The sequence below is a fragment of the Finegoldia magna genome (genome assembly GCF_002243175.1).
GTDB lineage: Bacteria > Bacillota > Clostridia > Tissierellales > Peptoniphilaceae > Finegoldia > Finegoldia magna_J.
Window position 1 is genome coordinate 30192 of the sequence record NZ_NDYF01000015.1, and the last position, 18567, is coordinate 48758.

At 34.4% G+C, this 18567-nt stretch carries 13 protein-coding genes; 1 reads left to right on the top strand and 12 read right to left on the bottom strand.

Annotated features, from left to right (window positions below):
- Positions 1 to 54: 54 nt before the first annotated feature.
- Positions 55 to 1116 (bottom strand): ABC transporter substrate-binding protein, encoded by a 1062-nt coding sequence (locus tag B9N53_RS07095; protein WP_094204308.1) that lies wholly within the window; start codon positions 1114 to 1116, stop codon positions 55 to 57.
- A 353-nt stretch (positions 1117 to 1469) separates the two neighbouring features.
- Between B9N53_RS07095 and B9N53_RS07100 the strand changes: the two genes are divergently transcribed.
- On the top strand, positions 1470 to 2369 hold the full coding sequence (locus B9N53_RS07100; RefSeq protein WP_094204309.1) for a selenium metabolism-associated LysR family transcriptional regulator: 900 nt from the start codon (positions 1470 to 1472) through the stop codon (positions 2367 to 2369).
- Between the two features lie 292 nt (positions 2370 to 2661).
- On the opposite strand, the gene B9N53_RS07105 is transcribed toward B9N53_RS07100, so the two are convergent.
- From B9N53_RS07105 to B9N53_RS07155, 11 genes are all read right to left on the bottom strand, one after another.
- Positions 2662 to 3324: a TVP38/TMEM64 family protein gene (locus B9N53_RS07105; protein WP_094204310.1), complete on the bottom strand. Its 663-nt coding sequence runs from the start codon at positions 3322 to 3324 to the stop codon at positions 2662 to 2664.
- 100 nt (positions 3325 to 3424) lie between these two features.
- Positions 3425 to 4852 carry an adenylosuccinate lyase gene (purB, locus tag B9N53_RS07110; RefSeq protein ID WP_094204311.1) on the bottom strand — a complete coding sequence of 476 codons (1428 nt, stop codon included), beginning with the start codon at positions 4850 to 4852 and terminating at the stop codon, positions 3425 to 3427.
- Positions 4852 to 9744 carry a phosphoribosylformylglycinamidine synthase gene (locus tag B9N53_RS07115; protein WP_094204312.1) on the bottom strand — a complete coding sequence of 1631 codons (4893 nt, stop codon included), beginning with the start codon at positions 9742 to 9744 and terminating at the stop codon, positions 4852 to 4854. The genes purB and B9N53_RS07115 overlap by 1 nt, the downstream gene beginning before the upstream one ends.
- Positions 9745 to 9758: 14 nt before the next feature.
- Complete coding sequence (gene purH, locus B9N53_RS07120) at positions 9759 to 11264, bottom strand: bifunctional phosphoribosylaminoimidazolecarboxamide formyltransferase/IMP cyclohydrolase (RefSeq protein ID WP_094204313.1); 1506 nt, start codon at positions 11262 to 11264, stop codon at positions 9759 to 9761.
- Positions 11252 to 11806 carry a phosphoribosylglycinamide formyltransferase gene (locus tag B9N53_RS07125; RefSeq protein WP_094204314.1) on the bottom strand — a complete coding sequence of 185 codons (555 nt, stop codon included), beginning with the start codon at positions 11804 to 11806 and terminating at the stop codon, positions 11252 to 11254. Before B9N53_RS07125 ends, purH begins: the two co-directional genes overlap by 13 nt.
- Before the next feature lie 8 nt (positions 11807 to 11814).
- Positions 11815 to 13161 carry an amidophosphoribosyltransferase gene (purF, locus tag B9N53_RS07130; protein ID WP_094204315.1) on the bottom strand — a complete coding sequence of 449 codons (1347 nt, stop codon included), beginning with the start codon at positions 13159 to 13161 and terminating at the stop codon, positions 11815 to 11817.
- Position 13162: 1 nt separating this feature from the next.
- The gene (purC, locus tag B9N53_RS07135; protein ID WP_094204316.1) at positions 13163 to 13861 is read right to left on the bottom strand and encodes a phosphoribosylaminoimidazolesuccinocarboxamide synthase; all 699 of its coding nucleotides are present in this window, start codon (positions 13859 to 13861) and stop codon (positions 13163 to 13165) included.
- A gap of 392 nt (positions 13862 to 14253) precedes the next feature.
- Entirely contained in the window at positions 14254 to 15636 is a 1383-nt protein-coding gene (argH, locus tag B9N53_RS07140) for an argininosuccinate lyase (protein WP_094204317.1), read from the bottom strand.
- Positions 15636 to 16856 (bottom strand): argininosuccinate synthase, encoded by a 1221-nt coding sequence (locus B9N53_RS07145; RefSeq protein WP_094204318.1) that lies wholly within the window; start codon positions 16854 to 16856, stop codon positions 15636 to 15638. Before B9N53_RS07145 ends, argH begins: the two co-directional genes overlap by 1 nt.
- 341 nt (positions 16857 to 17197) lie before the next feature.
- Entirely contained in the window at positions 17198 to 18004 is an 807-nt protein-coding gene (proC, locus tag B9N53_RS07150; protein ID WP_094204319.1) for a pyrroline-5-carboxylate reductase, read from the bottom strand.
- Positions 18005 to 18086: 82 nt separating this feature from the next.
- Positions 18087 to 18566 carry an NAD(P)H-dependent oxidoreductase subunit E gene (locus B9N53_RS07155; protein WP_094204320.1) on the bottom strand — a complete coding sequence of 160 codons (480 nt, stop codon included), beginning with the start codon at positions 18564 to 18566 and terminating at the stop codon, positions 18087 to 18089.
- Position 18567: the final 1 nt, after the last annotated feature.

The window sequence follows — 18567 nt, forward strand, 5'->3', positions numbered from 1 at the left end:
TTCAAAAATTTTTGCGGACTAACTTAATAATCCGCAAAAACCTTACTATATTTTTTATTTTACTACTGATTCATCAACACCAACTGGATTCCAGAATTTCTTCATTAAATCGTCAGTTGATTTTTCATTTGAAACAAGTCCGAATTTTTTGTAATCGTCAATTGTGCTTCTGATTGCAGCTTCAGTATCTTTTTGTGAAATTTTGAAATCATAAGTTTTCATCATTCTCAAAGCTTGGTCGAAGTCTCCACTTGCCCAGTGATTGTCGAATAAAACTTTAGTTGCTTCTTCTTTGTTGTCTTCAACCCAATGTTTAGTTCTCATAATTGCTGTAACAACTTTTTTAGCTGTTTGTGGGTTGTCTCTGATGAAGTCAGCGTTAAGTACGTGTACACAACATGGTTCTTTTTGGAAATCTGGATCAGTTGTAAGTGATCTGATAGATTTGATTTTGCCTTCGTTTACAAATTTTTCTGCAAATTGGTCACTCAATAGAGTTGCTTGGATTTCTCCTTTTTCTAAAGCTTGGATAACTGCAGATGTTTCAACTGGTTTGAATTTGATTTGTTTTGCATCAACTTTGTCGTGTTCCAAAAATCTTAGAGCGATGTTGTGGTCAGAGTTACCAATTCCGTCTGGAACTGCGATTGTCTTTCCTAACAAATCACTTGTTTTGTTGATTTTGTCGTCGTTAAGTACGTATAATGATTTACAACCAGTTTGTGCACCAGCTACTAATTGAACGTTGATTCCGTTAATTGATGGTACCAATACTGTTGCCAAGTGGTCAGAGAAAACTTGAACCTTGTTAGTTCCAACAGCATCAAGTCCTGATTGAACGTTGATAACTTTAACTTTCAATCCTTCTTTTTCAAATTCTTTGTTTACAGCAGCGATTCCAGGAGTTCCTGTGCACAAACCACCGTTGTATCCGATAAGAATTTCCTTTCCATACATTGGTTCATCTTCAATCTTGCCAGTTGTTTTTATTTCTTCTTTACTGGCTTTTTCTTCTGTTTTCTTATTTTCTGTTTTATTTTCACCATTTTTCACACATCCTGTGAATAACACTGATAAACAAATAGCTAATAAGAGTATTTTAAATCCCTTTTTCATGTAATCCTCCTACATCTTAATATGTTTTAATAAGTACATTAGTGATATTTCTAACACCTAGATAATTCTAACATACAATCAGTTATATGATTAATTGAAATTTTCTATAAATCACGCTGTTTTAAAAGCTTTTTGCAAATTTTTATCATTTATATTCTAAAAAATATCGTACAAATATTGAATATAAGGCGTTTTTTGATTGTGTTTTATTTATAGATTTTTCCTATAAGTAAATATGTATTTGTTAAATTTATTTACAATTGGGTATATTACTATAAAGTATTTGCGTATTTTGTAAAATAAAAGGTATATGATAAAATATATATATTAAATACCACGAAGAGAGAGATATTATGGATTTAAAACAATTAGAAACGTTCATAACTGTTGTGGAATGGGATAGTTTTTCTGAAGCTGCTAAAAGGCTTTATCTTACACAGCCCACGATAAGCACCCACATCAAGCAAATTGAAAATGAACTTAATGCAGAATTATTAAAAAGAACTACTAAAAAGTTAGAGCTTACTCCTGAGGGAAGAGAATTCTACAACTACGCTAAGGCTATTTCGAGGATTATGGAAAGCATGCAGGATTCTTTTTCAAAAAAAAGCCTAACTACTTTTAACATCGGTGCAAGTTCTGTTCCTGCAACATATATTCTGCCTTCTCTTTTAACAAAATATCACAAATCTCACATCAAAACTTTGGTGAATATAATTCAATCAGATAGTTTAACTACGATTGACGGAGTTATAAATGGTTCTATCAATATTGGAATTGTAGGCATGACTACAATGGATAAAGAACTTACCTTTGAAAAAGTTCTAAGCGATAAGCTAGTAGTAGTCACACCATATAACGATTATTATAATGCATTGAAGAAAAACAATGTCAAGATAAGTTCTATTTTAAAGGAACCAATAATTTTTCGTGAACAAGGTTCTGGAACATTAAAGGAATCCATGAAAATGATAGACGCTTTAGGAATCAGCAAGAATTCACTGAATTTGATTGGAACAGCAAATAGCACAGAAACTTTGAAGCAATGCATTCGAAGTGGAATGGGAATATCGATTATGAGCAAACTTTCAGTAGAAGAAGAAGTTGCAAATAATCAATTGATTTCCTTCAAAATCGATGATTTCGAATCGGTACGTCACTTTTATCTGGTATATCGTTCTAACTCTTTACTCTCAGAGCCCGTTATAGATTTCGTAAAATTTACAAAAAAATACTTGGAAGAGAATTTTTGATTCATAAAAATAACCGCAATAGCTTATACTGTAAGCATTGCGGTTTTATTGTGTTTGTTTTTATATCAAAGTAAAATGAACGAGTCCTCTGGAAAAAATTTTATAAAATTCAATTGAGAAATTCGTGAAAATTCAACTGTTTGAGCGTAAGCGAGTTTTGAATTTTAGAATTTCGAGATTAGAATTTTCAAATTTTTGTAAGCGAGACGAAGTGAGTTCTACTTTGATATATTTTAGGACTTACTCACTTTACTTTTTTAAGAGTTTTAACTACTACTCCCTAATTATTTTATTACTTCAAATCTTTTTGTTTTTCCTTGTCTTTTTTGTCGATTATTTTCGCAAATATCAAGCTCACTACAGTAAGTCCTACTACCAAAATAATCGCTTGGTAGAATTCCTTGGAGCCTACATTCAACACTTTATCTCCCAAATTCAAATACACAAGTGTTCCAGGAATTATTCCAAGAACTGATGCGAACATGTATTTGGACAGGCTGATGTTCGTCAAACCGAATCCGTAATTGATAAGATTGTATGGAATAAGTGGAATCAATCTGCAAATAAACAAAAGCGTGAACAATTTTGAATCTGGCGCGTTTAGTATTCTGTCTCTGTTTTTTTCAGAGAACTTTTCATTAATCATCTTAACTACATAATCGTGTCCGATTCTTCTTGAAAGTTCGAACATCAACAAGCAGTTCATAGCTGCACCTATAACTGTATAAATGCTTCCTTTAACAAGCCCGAAGCTCACTCCACCGATTAACGCCAACGCTGGAACTGGGAAGAATCCTATCGGAAGTATCGTGAACAATAAAATATACACAACCGCTCCCCATGGACCAGATTTTTGTACCAAATTTCTGATTGAATCATAAGGAACGAATACCATTAGTCCCACAGTTAACGCAACCAAAAGAACTATCAAAAATATTTTCTTGAATTTTTCCATATTTCACCTACTAATTATATTTGAATTCATTGTATCGTATAAATTTAATATTATCAACTAAAAAATGCACACAGCTTTGCCATGTGCATTTCAATTAATATTAAACTTTCAAATCAACAGAGTATTCTGTGTCGTATTTTGAAATAACTGGTTTGACGTCTTCTTCGATGAATTCAACCACTTGTTCTGGGCATCTTCCAATGTAAAGCTTGCCGTCTAAAAGCGAATTCAAATCGTCTTTGTTTAAGTTAAAAGCTTCGTCTTTTTCCAATAATTCTAATAAATTGTTGTCTAGCCCTTCTTCTTTTACTCTTCTACCTGCAACCATAGAATATTCTCTGATTTTTTCGTGAAGTTCTTGTCTGTCGCCGCCACGTTTTACAGCTTCCATCAATATGTTTTCAGTCGCCATAAATGGTAATTCTTCATTAACGTGAGCTTTGATTTGGTTTTCGTAAACAACAAGTCCATCTGTAACGTTGATTGCAATTTCCAAAATACTATCCACAGCCATGAAGCTTTCTGGAACGCTCATTCTCTTATTTGCAGAGTCGTCCAATGTTCTTTCAAGCCATTGAGTACTAGCCACAAATTGTGGGTTTTGAACCAAACTCATCACATATTTTGAAAGCGATGAAATTCTTTCACATCTCATTGGATTTCTCTTGTAAGCCATTGCTGATGAACCGATTTGTGTCTTTTCAAATGGTTCTTCCAATTCTTTTCTGTTTTGCAAAAGTCTGATGTCGTTTGTCATTTTGTGAGCTGATTGTGCAATTGAAGATAGAACTTGAAGAACGTGGTAGTCGATTTTTCTTGTATATGTTTGTCCACTCACGCTAACTGCGCTGTCAAATCCCATTTCTTTTACGATTTTCTTTTCCAATTCTTTGACTTTGTCATGGTCATTATCGAAAAGTTTCAAAAATGATGCTTGAGTTCCAGTCGTTCCCTTTACTCCTCTCAATTTCAAGTTTTCTTTTCTGTAAATGACTTCTTCCAAATCCATAAGGAAATCTTGAATCCACAACGTTGCACGTTTTCCAACAGTCACCAATTGTGCTGGTTGGTAGTGAGTGTAGCCAAGTGTTGGCAAATCTTTGTATTTAATCGCAAAATCAGACAAGTGTTTAATCAAAATCGCTAATTTTTTCTCTACGATTTCAAGTGCGTTTCTCATCACGATAATGTCAGTGTTGTCAGTTACATAGCAGCTTGTAGCTCCCAAGTGGATAATTCCAGCTGCGTTTGGACACACTTCTCCGTATGTTTTCACGTGAGCCATTACATCGTGGCGAAGAACTTTTTCGTATTCAGCAGCCTTATCAAAGTCAATGTCTGAAATGTGTGATTGCAATTCTTCTATTTGTTCGTCTGTAATATTAAGTCCCAATTCTTTTTCGGATTTTGCCAATGCCAACCACAATTTTCTGAAAGTTTCAAACTTAACTTGTGAACTAAAATTGTGGCTCATTTCGTGACTTGCGTATCTCGTATTTAATGGACTTTGGTAAATATCGTTGTTCATTATTTCTCCTTGAAGTATTCTACTGCATTTCTAAAAATATTTTGCTTGTCGATGTCGTAAATATTTTTGTACAAATCGTCTGCGATTCTTTCAGTGTGACACATTCTTCCCAAAATCTTACCATCTCTGGACAAAATTCCTTCGATATTGTAGTCCGATCCGTTTGGAGAGATTTTGTAAGCTGAGAAAACTTGTTCATTATCCAAAAGTTCTTGTAGTTTGTCTTCTTTGATTACAAATCTTCCTTCGCCGTGTGAAATCGGCATTCTGTATGTCTTGTTCAAGTCGATTCCATTTGTCCAAGGACTGTTGTTAGTCAAGCACAATGTGTCTACAAATGTCGCAATGTGTCTTCTGTTAGTGTTGAATGTCAAGTTTGGATCGTCTTCTTCTGGTGATGTAACTTTGCCATAAGGAAGAAGTCCAGTCTTCACCAAAGCTTGGAATCCGTTACAAATTCCAATTACCAATCCGTCGTTTTCGTTCAACAAATAATCTATCGCACTACTTATTTTCTCATTTCTTAGGATATTTGCCAAGAACTTAGCTGACCCGTCTGGTTCATCTCCTAGTGAAAATCCTCCAGGAATGGCAAATATTTGCGCTTTTCTGATTTTTTCTGCCAAAACATCGATAGAATTCAATATATCTTCTTGGTTTCTGTTTTTGAATAGAACAATTTCTCCATCTGCTCCATTTTCTTTAAATGCGTTCAATGTATCCCATTCACAGTTTGTTCCTGGAGCTGCCAAGATTACAACGTGAGGTGCATCAGTTGGTTTCTTGGATTTCATTCTACGTTGTTCGATTTTTTTGTTTTCAATTTGTTTGTATTCGATTTTTTCTTTTGGTGTGAATACTTTATTTAAAACTTGAGTGTAGCCTTCTAATAATTTTTCTGGATCTAATTTAACATCATTTACGATAATTTCATCTGCAAAATCACCAATGTGTTCGATGTTTTCGTCGTCCTCAATGTATTCAACTACGAAACTTCCGTACATTGGGTTGTACAAATTATCGAATTTGATATTAAATCCAGTGTTTCCTACAGATTGTTCGAATATATTTGATAACAAGCCTTTTTTGTCCAAGGCAATCGCAGAAATAATATTTTTGTTTCTGATTTGTTCTGTGATAAAATCGAAATTTTCTTCCAATTTTTCAAGGTTCAATGTTCCGTCTTCTTCGTAAGGAGTTCTCACAAGTCCGATTTTGCCCTTGCCTTTCAAATCATTTGTAATGATGTTATCCACATCTTCGTGAGTCACTGCAAATGAAATCATAGTTGGTGGTACTTTAATATCTTCGAAGTTTCCACTCATACTGTCTTTTCCACCGATTGGCATTGCTTTGAAATGTTTGGAAACAGTGAATGCTCCAAGTAGTGCCTTCAATGGTTTGGACCAGATTTTTTTGTCTAGCATTTTTTCGTAGTATTCTTGGAATGTCAATCTGATTAAGTTTTTGTCAGAACCTAAAGCGATTAATTTACTGATTGATTCTACAACTGCATAGTATCCTCCCAAGTATTGAGATTGTTCGGACAAATCAGCGTCAAATCCGTAGCTCATCATGGATACAGTTTTCATAATTCCATCCATTGTTGGAATCTTTGCAACCATTGCTTGAGATGGATTCAATTGCAATTTACCACCCATTGGGTTGATAACTGTATTTCTTCCGATTGTAGAGTCGAACATTTCTATCAAGTCTCTCTCGGAAGTGATGTTAAGCCCTTTAACTTTGTCGTAGAATTTGTTCGCATCGGAACATTGTTCTGTCAAAATTTCTGGAACATCTTCTGATACAACTTCAACTTCAGCGTTTCTGTCTGAACCATTTGTATTGATGAAATCGTAGCTGATGTCTGCAATCAAATCTTCATCGTAGAACATTCTCATTCTGTTAGTGTCAGTGATGTCTGCAACAACAGTCGTTTCGATGTTTTCTGCGTCTGCATATTTTACAAATTCTTCCAAATCTTTCTTGGCAATTACACATGCCATTCTTTCTTGTGATTCACTGATCGCAATTTCAAATGGTTTAAGACCTTTGTATTTCAATGGAACTCTGTCCAAATAAATGTCCACTCCGTCGTGAAGTTCACCAATCGCAACGCTCACTCCACCTGCTCCGAAGTCGTTACATTTTTTGATCAAACTTGCAAGTTCAGGAATTCTGAAAAGTCTTTGGATTTTTCTTTCTTCAGGTGCGTTACCTTTTTGAACTTGTGCAGATTCTGTTTTGATACTTGTAACTTTGTGACTCTTAGAGGAACCTGTCGCTCCACCAATTCCGTCACGACCAGTTCTGCCGCCAAGTAAGATTACGATGTCGCCTTTTTCTGGTTCAATTCTCTTTACATTTTCAATTGGCGCTGCAGCCATTACAGCTCCGCATTCCAATCTCTTAGCAACGTATCCGTCGTGATAAATTTCATCTACAAATCCAGTTGCCAAACCAATTTGGTTTCCGTAAGAAGAATATCCTTTCGCAGCTTCTTGTGTGATTTTGATTTGTGGAAGCTTGCCATCCATTGTGTCTTCCAATGAAGTAAGAGGATTGCCCGCTCCTGTAATTCTCATAGCTTGGTAGACGAACGCTCTACCACTTAGTGGGTCTCTGATTGCTCCACCCAAGCAAGTACTTGCGCCACCGAATGGTTCGATTTCTGTTGGGTGATTGTGTGTTTCGTTTTTGAACATCAACAAATAATCTCTTGTTTCGTCAACTCCGTCCACTTCTACGCGAACTTTGATTTTTACAGAACAAGCGTTGATTTCAGATGAGATTTCCAAATCGTCAAATTCGTTTTTGCTTCTCATATATTTGGACAAAATCGTTCCGAAACTCATAAGATTGATTGGTTTTTCTATTTTTAATTCTTCTCTAACTTTCAAATATTCTTCAAAACTGTTGTGAATTGCTTCGTCGAGTTTTGTCTTTGCATTGAATTCAATATCCAAGAAAGTGTTGAAAGTTGTATGTCTACAGTGGTCTGACCAGTAAGTATCCAAAATTTTGATTTCTGTTTCGTTTGGATCACGGTCTTCTGATTTGAAATAATCTCTAATGCACTTCAAATCCTCGTCATTCATCGCCAATGAGTGATCGTCGACAAATTTTTGAAGCTCATCATCACTCATATTTCTGAAATTCGTATATGTTTCGTTTTCCAAATTTTTTGGATTTTCTTGTTTTAAAGTTGTTGGAATTCCAAGCAAATTAACCTTGTGACTGTCAACAGGATTTACCAAATATTTTTCGATTTTTTCCAAATCTTCTTTGTTAGCGCCTTCGATTTCATAAACTGTCGAAGTCTTACAGTCGACATCTTCATCCAAAATCAAACTCAATGTGTCAAGCACACCTTGTTTTCTTTGATCGAATTGTCCCGGCAAATATTCAACAGCAATTGCGTTTTTCATATCAGCCTGTAATTTCAACGCATCTTCTCCGTAGAACACGTCGTCTACAGATTTTTCGCTAAGGACAGTGTCGACAATTTTTCCCAAATTATCGTCACTGATTTCCAAATCGTATCTCTTGTAAATTACGAATTTATCCAAATCAATTCCAAGTAAGTTTTCAATTTGCTTTTTCTTTTCCTTAGATTCATAATCGTATTCTTCTTTTTTTCTGACATAAACTCTTTTAACTCTAGGACCAATATCAGTTCTGTGATACATGTTTTTAAAATCCACCTTTTCTATATCTTCATAACAAGCCTTAATAACATCATCAAAATTCTTCTTAGAATTTACAATATTTAACACACGGCCGCCGTTTGTGACGATTTTGCCGTCGACTTTTTTCGTTCCTGCATGGAAAACAACGCTGTCCATATCAGATATTGTAATCTGATCGCCCTTGTCATAACTATCTGGATATCCACCAGCACTTAGCACAACGCAAAGCGCCTTGTTGTCATTTATTTTCAAATCGACATCAGATAATTTTCCTTCGCTTGTTTTCATCATTATATCCAACAAATCATTGTCGATAAGTTCAAGCACAACTTGAGTTTCGGGATCTCCAAATCTCGCGTTAAATTCCAAAACGTAAATTCCATCGTCTGTTATCATAAATCCGATGAACAACAATCCTCTGAAATCAATGTTTTCTTCCTTCAATCCTGTGAGAATTTTGTCCAATACGCTATTTTTGATTCTATCTACAAATACTTCTGCTTCGACATTCGGAGCGTAAGTTCCCATGCCGCCAGTGTTGGCTCCAGTCTCTCTTTCGAAAATTTTCTTGTGATCCTTCGCAGTTGGAAGTGGAAGAATCGTCTTAGAATCTGTAAAGCACAACAAACTCATCTCAAATCCGTCTAGGAATTGTTCGATGACAACCATGTCGTCTTTGTCTAGTACATCTTGCAAAATTTTCTTCAAATCATCAGCGTTATCTACAATGTATACACCTTTTCCAGCTGCAAGACCGTCTCTTTTTACGACAACTTTGCCATTTTCTTCCAACAATTTATTTGCAAAATCATAAGACTCATCAAAATCTTTGCTTTCCAAATACTTCGCTGTTTTGATGTCGTATTTTTCCAAGAATTTTTTCGTAAATGATTTTGAATTTTCAAATTCAGCAGCTTTTTTTACAGGTCCAAATATTTTAAGACCATTTTCTTCGAACAAATCTGAAATCCCGTCGCACAATGGATTTTCAGGACCAACAACTGTGAAGTCAATTTCATTTTTTTTCGCAAATTCAAGCAGACCCTCTAAATCGTCAGCTTGAATATCCACGTTTTCTCCGATTTCTTCAGTTCCAGCATTGCCTGGAGCGAAGAAAATCTGTCTATTTTCATCAAAAGATTTTATTTTACGTCCAAGTGCAAACTCTCTGCCACCTGAACCTACAACTAAAATTTTCATAAAACCTCCCAATTTTAATGTTTGAAATGTCTATTTTTTGTGAACACCATACTAATTCCGTATTCGTTGCATTTGTCGATTGAATCTTGGTCTTTGATGCTTCCACCTGGTTGAATGATAGCTTTTACCCCTAATTTGTGTGCAAATTCTACGCAGTCAGAAAATGGGAAGAATGCATCTGATGCCAATACGCATCCAGAAAAATCAACGTCAGGATGATTGTTCGCTATATTTTCCAATGCCCAGATTCTAGATGTTTGTCCTCCACCAATTCCCAAAGTGTGTGAATCTTTTGCAAGTACAATTGCGTTTGATTTTGTGAATTTAACCACCTTCATAGCAAATTCCAAATCTTTTTTGTCTTCATCACTAGGTTTTTCGTCAGTAACTACATTGTATTCGTCAACGCCGAAGTCTTTGTCTTGGATTAAAACTTTTCCGTTCAAATACTTAATGTCTTCTTTTACTGAATCGTTGTCGAATTTTATCTTAACAAGTCTGATGTTTTTCTTTTTAGTCAAAATTTCAAGCGCTTTTTCGTCAAAATCTTTCGCAGCGATAATTTCCAAGAAAATTTGACTCATTTCTTCGGCACATTTTTCATCCACAACTCCATTGATGGCGATAATTCCACCGAAAATCGAAGTTGAATCTGCCAAGTAAGCCTTGTGGTAAGCTTCTGAAACGCTGTGTGCAATTGCAACGCCACATGGAGATTGGTGTTTCAATGCAACACAAGAATTTGCGCCCAATTCGTCTGCCAATTCCACTGCAACATTCAAGTCGTTGTAATTGTTAAAGCTCATTGCTTTTCCATGAATGACTTCACAATCTGTCAATTTGCCATTTACAAATGGATCTATGTAAAGATTGGCACTTTGATGTGAGTTTTCACCGTATCTAAGTTCTTCTTCTTTTTTGAAACCAAAAGTTCTGTAGTCACTACGTTCTCCAACTTGTTCTTGGAAATATCTTGAAATCACAGAATCGTAGTAAGCTGTCAAACTAAAAGCCTTCATAGCTAATTTTTCTCTGTAAGCTATGTCCACGTTGTCGCTTTTCAATCTGTCGATAAGTTCGTCGTAATCAGAAGGATCTGTTACAACTAAAACGTCCTTGTAGTTTTTTGCAGCACTTCTAATCAAAGTTGGTCCACCTATGTCGATGTTTTCAACTATGTTGTCGTGGTCTCCAGTCTTCAATGCGTTTTGGAAATCGTACAAATTAACCACAACAATGTCGATTGGTTGAATGTTTAATTCTTCTACAGTTTTCTTGTGTTCTTCGTTATCTCTTTTGTACAAAATTCCACCGTGAACGTATGGTGACAAAGTCTTCACTCTGCCTTGCAAAATTTCAGGGAAATTTGTAACTTTGGAGATGTCTATTACATTTACCCCAGATTTTTCGATTTCCTTGTAAGTACCACCTGTAGATATGATTTCATATCCCAATTCTTGTAAACTTTTTGCTAATTTACCTACATTTGTCTTATCCGTAAGTGAAATTAATGCGCGCATGAACTCTCCTCCAATTTTTTTATAGCATCTTTTAAAATGCCATGTTCTATTTTCAAAACTTTCTTTGCTATCTCTTCTTCCGATTTACAATCAGAAATATCCACAGACCTTTGAAGCAAAATATCTCCATCGTCTAATTTTTCATTCACGAAATGCACAGTTGCACCGCTAATTTTTTCCTTATTGGCAAAAACTTTTTCGTGAACGTGGATTCCATAACATCCCTTGCCGCCGTATTTTGGAAGCAATGATGGATGGATATTTACAATTGTAAACTCATTTATAATTCTCTTTGAAACTTTAGGCAAGAAACCTGCCAACACAATCAAATCTACGTTTTTTGATTTTAAACAATTGATGATTTCTTCATCATCTTTTGAAACCAAAGTATCCACGTTGAAATCTCTCGCAAAACCAAGACCAGCTGCGTTTTTGTTACTAACCACAACAACAATATCGCTTTCGAAATAATTGTCTTTTTTTGCATCCAACAGAGCTTTCAAATTGGTACCAGTACCTGAAATAAAAACTGCAATATTCATTTAATCACCTATATAACTATCGGATCTACAGGATAATCTCCATCAAAACAAGCCTTACAGAATTTGTCGATTTTGTCGCTGCTGGATTTTACCATTCCTTCCATTGAAATAAACGCCAAGCTATCTGCACCGATTTTTTCACGGATAGCTTCGATATCCATGTTTGCAGCAATCAAATGTTTTCTGGAAGGAGTATCAATTCCGTAATAGCAAGGGAATTTTACAGGTGGCGAAGTGATTCTCATGTGAACTTCTGTCGCACCAGCTTCTCTAATTCTTTGAATCAAATTAGCACTTGTAGTTCCTCTTACGATGGAATCATCTATTAAAACAATTCTCTTTCCTTTTAATACATGTCTTAGAGGATTTAATTTTAATTTAACAGCCATTTCTCTTTCTTTTTGAGTTGGTTTGATGAATGTTCTTCCCATATATCTATTTTTGACCAATCCTTGTGCGTAAGGAATTCCTGTTTTTTGTGAATATCCTATCGCTGAAGGAATGCCAGAATCTGGAACTGGAACTACCAAATCAACATCGCAAGGAGATTCTTGTGACAAATATTCTCCGCATCTTCTTCTAAAATTGTACGCGTTTGTTCCGTCCAATGTAGCGTCTTCTCTTGCGAAGTACACATATTCAAAGAAGCAATGACGTGGCGCTTCAATTGTTGAATACATCGAAGAATTCGCTCCTTCTTTGTCTACGACAATTATCTCTCCTGGTTTTACATCACGAATTTCAGTTGCTCCGACGATTTCTACTGCTGCATTTTCAGATGCAAACACAACATCTTCGTCATTTTTCCCCATAACAAGAGGTCTTATTCCCAAAGGATCACGAAATGCTACAAGCTTATCCTTCAAGCACAACACAACAGCGTAAGCACCTTTGATAAGTTTCATTGTTTTTTTGATAGCTTCGACAATGTCACCTTTGTAATATCTGGCAATCAAATACAAAATAACTTCACTGTCAATCGCTGTTTGGAACATCACGCCGTCTTCTTCAAGTCTTGTTCTTAAAATTTGGTGGTTAATAAGATTTCCATTGTGTGCCAAACTCATTTCAATTCCTTTGGCAAAAGCCATCAATGGTTGAGTGTTGTAATCGTGAGAACCACCAGCTGTCGAATATCTTACGTGTCCAATTCCTACATTACCAACTAAATTATTCAAATTTTCTTCCTTAAACACATCGATAACAAGTCCCATGCCTTTTTCTCTATGTAGGTTTTCACCGTTACTAACGGTGATACCACAGGATTCTTGTCCTCTGTGTTGTAAGGAGTTAAGTCCGAAAAATAATTTCTTATTAACTTCGGACTTAGAATATATCCCTATAACTCCACACATCCTAGCCTCTCATTCTATTTAGAACTTCTTTGTAGCCTTCTGTCAAATCTCCCAAATCTCTTCTGAAAATATCTTTGTCCAATTTTTGGTTAGTGTCTTTGTCCCACAATCTGCAAGTATCTGGGCTGATTTCGTCAGCTAATAAGATTTGTCCGTCATCAGTTTTACCGAATTCGATTTTGAAGTCAACTAATTTTAAGTTGATTTTTAAGAAAAATTCTTTAAGTAATTCGTTGATTTTCAAAGTTTCTTCTCTTAAATAGTCGTATTCTTCTTTTGTGATAACCCCAAGAGCAATTGCGTGGTCTTCGCACATCAATGGATCTCCCAAATCATCATTCTTATATGACAATTCAAAAGTTGGTTGATTCAAAACTCTTCCTTCTTCAACGCCGTATCTTTTTGCAAAAGAACCTGCAGTGATGTTTCTAACGATAACTTCAAGTGGCATGATAGTAACTTTTTTTACTCTCATATCAGTGTTGTTGATTGTTTCGATGTAGTGAGTTTTGATGCCGTTTTTTTCAAGCATTTCAAAAATCATTGTAGTGATTGCTAAGTTAAGTTCACCTTTACCAGCAATTGTAGCTTTTTTTTCACCGTTACCAGCTGTTGCATCATCTTTGTATCTGATGATATATTCATCAGCCTTTTCTGTTAAATAAACTTCCTTTGCCTTACCTTCGTACAATTTTTCCATAATACCCTCCTAAAATAAAAAAATAGAGAATTCTAGATAGAATTCTCCTAAATTTTTTGACAAATATACACTTTTTTATTGGACGCAAAAATAGCTATCAATTTGCCTCTCAATTTATTGATAAGGCTTAAATCGTGATTTGTAAATCTCAAATCAAAAAGCTTATTTATGAAATTTATTGAAATATCAATAACGCTCATAATTTTGCCCCCTCTAAAATAATTTACAATATATTATATCACAGCTCCTTATGTTTTGCATCATAAATCTAACAAAAAATAATCTCACCCAAAGATGAAAATTCGAATAATATTGTTCTGAAATAAAGACTTTATTGCTACTTTCCTTATATATTATTAATTTCTAATTTATTAAAAAGCTCTTTTATTTAATCACTTTTTTGAATCGTCTAATTTTTCTTTTACTATATTTATCTGTTCTTGTACTCTTTTTGGTGACGGACCTGAAAAAACATCTCTTTGATTTAATATATAATCTAAATCGATAAAATGAAAATAATCTTCATCAAATTTATTAGAAAACTCCTGGTATTTTTCCAGTGATATATCGTTTAAACTCAAATCCTCACTAATGGCGTATTTTACTATTTCACCAATAATATAATACGAATCTCTAAATGTCAATCCTTTCTTTACAAGATAATCAGCCGCATCAGTAGCATTAATATAACCTTTAGATGCCATTTCTCTCATCCTGAATTTATCAACTTGCATAGTTTCTAAAATATTAGTGATTATTTCTACTGATATTTCAAAAATTTCCACGCTTTCAAACAGGTATATTTTATCTTCTTGCATGTCTTTATTATATGCCAATGGAATTGCTTTTAGCATAGTCAATATTCCCATTAAATTAGAATACATTTTTGCTGACTTAGCCCTTAACAATTCTGCCATATCGGGATTCTTTTTCTGTGGCATTATTGAAGATCCACTAGAATATTTATCGGATATTTTAATATAATTGAATTCTTGTGATGAAAAAATTATAAGTTCCTCCGCTAATCTAGACAAATGCATTGAGAACATCGCTAAACAATATATAAAATCTACTACAAAATCTCTATCAGATACAGAATCTATTGAATTCAATGTCACTTTTGAAAACCCAAGTTTTTCTGCAGTACTAAATCTATCTATATTATAAGTTGTAGTAGCTAAAGCACATGCTCCCAAAGGAGATATGTCTAATCTGTTTGATAAATCTTGTATTCTCTGCAAATCTCTCATAAACATTTGTGCATAAGCCATTATATGATGTGCAAATGTAACTGGTTGTGCTATTTGAAGATGCGTATATCCTGGCATCACTGTATTCAAGTTATCTTGTGAAATTTTCAATATGGTACTTATCAAATTTTTTATATACAAGACAGCTTCTTCAGTTTTATCTTTCGTATACAATTTTAAATCTAATGCAACCTGGTCATTTCTTGATCTAGCTGTGTGTAGTTTTTTACCGGAATTTCCAATTCTCTTTGTCAATTCAGATTCTATAAACATATGAATATCTTCAGATTCATAAGAAATCTCTAGTTTCCCATTATTCAAATCCTCAAGAATACTTTCTAAACCTGAAACTATCAAATCACAATCTTCAGAAGAAATAATAGAACATTCACAAAGCATTTTTGCATGAGCAATGGAGCCTTTTATATCATAAGGATATAATCTATAATCAGTTTTTATTGAACTATTAAATTTATGTGCAATATCAGAAGTTCTTTCGCTAAATCTAGACTTGTATAAATCCATTACCACTTATTTTCCTTTCTTTTCATTGCTTCAATTTTGATAGGCAAAGAAAAAATATTTACAAATCCTTCTGAATCACTTTGATTGTAGACATGATCTTCTTCAAATGTTGCAAACTCTTGTGAAAATAATGAGAATTTAGAATCCACTCCGTTTGGTATTATATTTCCTTTATAAAGTTTTAGTTTGACTACTCCTGAGACTCTTTTTTGAGTATAGTTTACAAATTCTTGAAGTGATTTTCTTAATTGAGAATACCACAATCCTTTATATACTTCCTCTGCATATCTTAAAGATAAAATTTGTTTAAACTTCAAAGTGTCACCATCTAAAGTCAAAGATTCTAAAATATCATGAGCCTTATACAAAATTGCTCCTGCTGGGTTTTCATAAACTCCTCTAACTTTCATTCCAGTTATACGACTTTCAATTATATCATCTATTCCTATTGCATGTTTTCCGCCAATTTCATTAAGTTTTTCTATAATTTCATAGGATTTTAACTCTTTTTCATTTATAGAAATTGGAACTCCATCTTTAAATTCAATAGAAATATACTCTGCTTTATCATCGCTATCTTCGACTTTTTTAATCCACTCTAGAAAATTATCATAATTAGGCGCATTCGAAGGACTTTCTAACTCTAGGCCTTCATGTGATATATGCCATAAATTCTTATCCTCAGAATATTGACAACCCGTTTTCTTACTCAAAGGAATATTTCTCTTCATAGCATATTCTTCTTCTTGTTCACGAGATTTTATATCCCAATATCTCCACGGAGCAATAATCTTGATATCTGGATCGAAATAACGAATCGATGTTTCAAATCTCACCTGGTCATTTCCTTTACCTGTACATCCGTGAACGATTGCGTCTGCATTTTCCTCGTGTGCAATCTCAACCATACGTCTTGCAATTATAGGTCTAGCAAAAGCCGTTCCTAACAAATATTGATTTTCGTATTTTGCTCCAGCTTTTAACGTTTCAAATACAAAATCACTTGCAAATTCTTCTCTCAAATCTTCGACAAAAATTTTCGAAGCACCTGTACTCAAAGCTTTCTGTTCAATTCCTTTCAAATCTGAACCTTGTCCTACATCAGCAGCAACAGCTATAACTTCACATCCATAATTTTCTTTCAGCCATGAAATCATAACAGAAGTATCCAATCCTCCTGAATAAGCCAAAACAACTTTGTTTAATTTTAAATCTTTCATTTTAATTTCCTCCAAAATTAAAAAAGTCTCTTTTCTTAGCTAAGAAAAGAGACGAAACATCCGCGATACCACTCCAATTGGGTAAAACCCCACTCTATGTTTAACGTAACAACTACGTATATTGCTAATAAATAACTCGCAATATAATCTCGGTGGCCCTATTGTATACATCTTGATTAAATTTCTGACTCACACTCTACTCAGATCGCTTTAATTCTCACAAGAAACATCCACGTCATCGACTTTAATATAAGATTTTTAAATATTATACTATCATAATTTTCAAAAGTCAAATTATTTACAAAAATTTTTCATTATTAATATCAATTTAAAATGTACAACTATTTTTCACTCATTTCACGTGATTTTTCCACACAGGCAAGCTGAGCTTGAATGACAGCATTTCTAAGCCCGTATTTTTCTAAAACTTCCACAGCCTTAATAGTCGTTCCTGCCGGTGAACACACCATGTCCTTCAATTCTCCTGGATGTTTGTGAGTTTCCATTAACATTTTAGAAGCGCCAAGCACCGATTGTGCGACGAATTTGTATGCCATATCTCGTTTCATTCCAGTTTGAACAGCCGCATCTGCCATCGACTCCATAAACATAAACACATACGCAGGAGATGAGCCACTAACACCAATCACACAGTCCATCAAACTTTCGTCTATTACTTCGCTTTTTCCAAATGAATTGAAAATATCTGTCACGATTTTCAAATCATCATCATTTATATTTTCATTCGGACAAATCGCAGACATTCCTTCGCCGACAAGACAAGGAGTGTTCGGCATCACACGAAAAATCTTGTGGTCTTTTCCCAGAATTTTTTCAATATTTGAAATAGTAACCCCTGCTGCGACAGAAATCACAATAGCTTCCTTATTAATAATAGATTTGATTTCTTCCAAAACTGATAGAATAATGTGTGGCTTCACAGCCAGTATCACAACATCAGAATTTTCACAAACCTTTTTGTTGTCTGTAGTTGTGTTCACTCCCAATTGTTCTTTCAAATCGTTTAATTTCTCCTCAGATTTATTTGAAACAAAAATTTTATTCGCATCTATTAACTTTGATTTTACAACGCCAGAAATCATTGCAGAACCCATATTCCCAGCGCCAATAAAACATAATTTTTCCATAAATACCTCACATGTCTTTCGTTAACTATATTCTATCAGTTTCAATAAAAAAGAGCTAGAATCGTCCAGCTCCAATTAGAATTTATTTTATTTCTCCCAAAACTTCCTTTGTTTTGTCAGCATCCATGTGATGATAAAACTTACCGTTAATCATAATGTTTGGGCCGTCTTTGCATTTCTTGAAACAGTTTTGCGTTCTAAGTCGAATTTTTCCATCAGCAGATGTTTCATTAAAATCCATGTACAACTCTTTCTTCACAGTCTTCAGCACTTCCATTGAGCCGTTCTTCGCACATCTCGGTCCCGAACAGCACACAATCTCGTACTCTACCTTTGATTCTTTGATAGATGGAATGAATTTTATAATCGTCTTGATGTATTTCTCATCAATTTCAAAAGCTTGTGCGATTTGTTTTTGGTGACTAATCGACACACAACCAAAAAAATCCTGACAATTTCTAATCGAAACCTTCGCTCCTTCTTGGCTGCCCTTGCCAAAACTTTCCACAGTTTCGTCGAGTTTTTCCTTAAAAATCAGTTCTTCATTTTTTTCTTCACACATA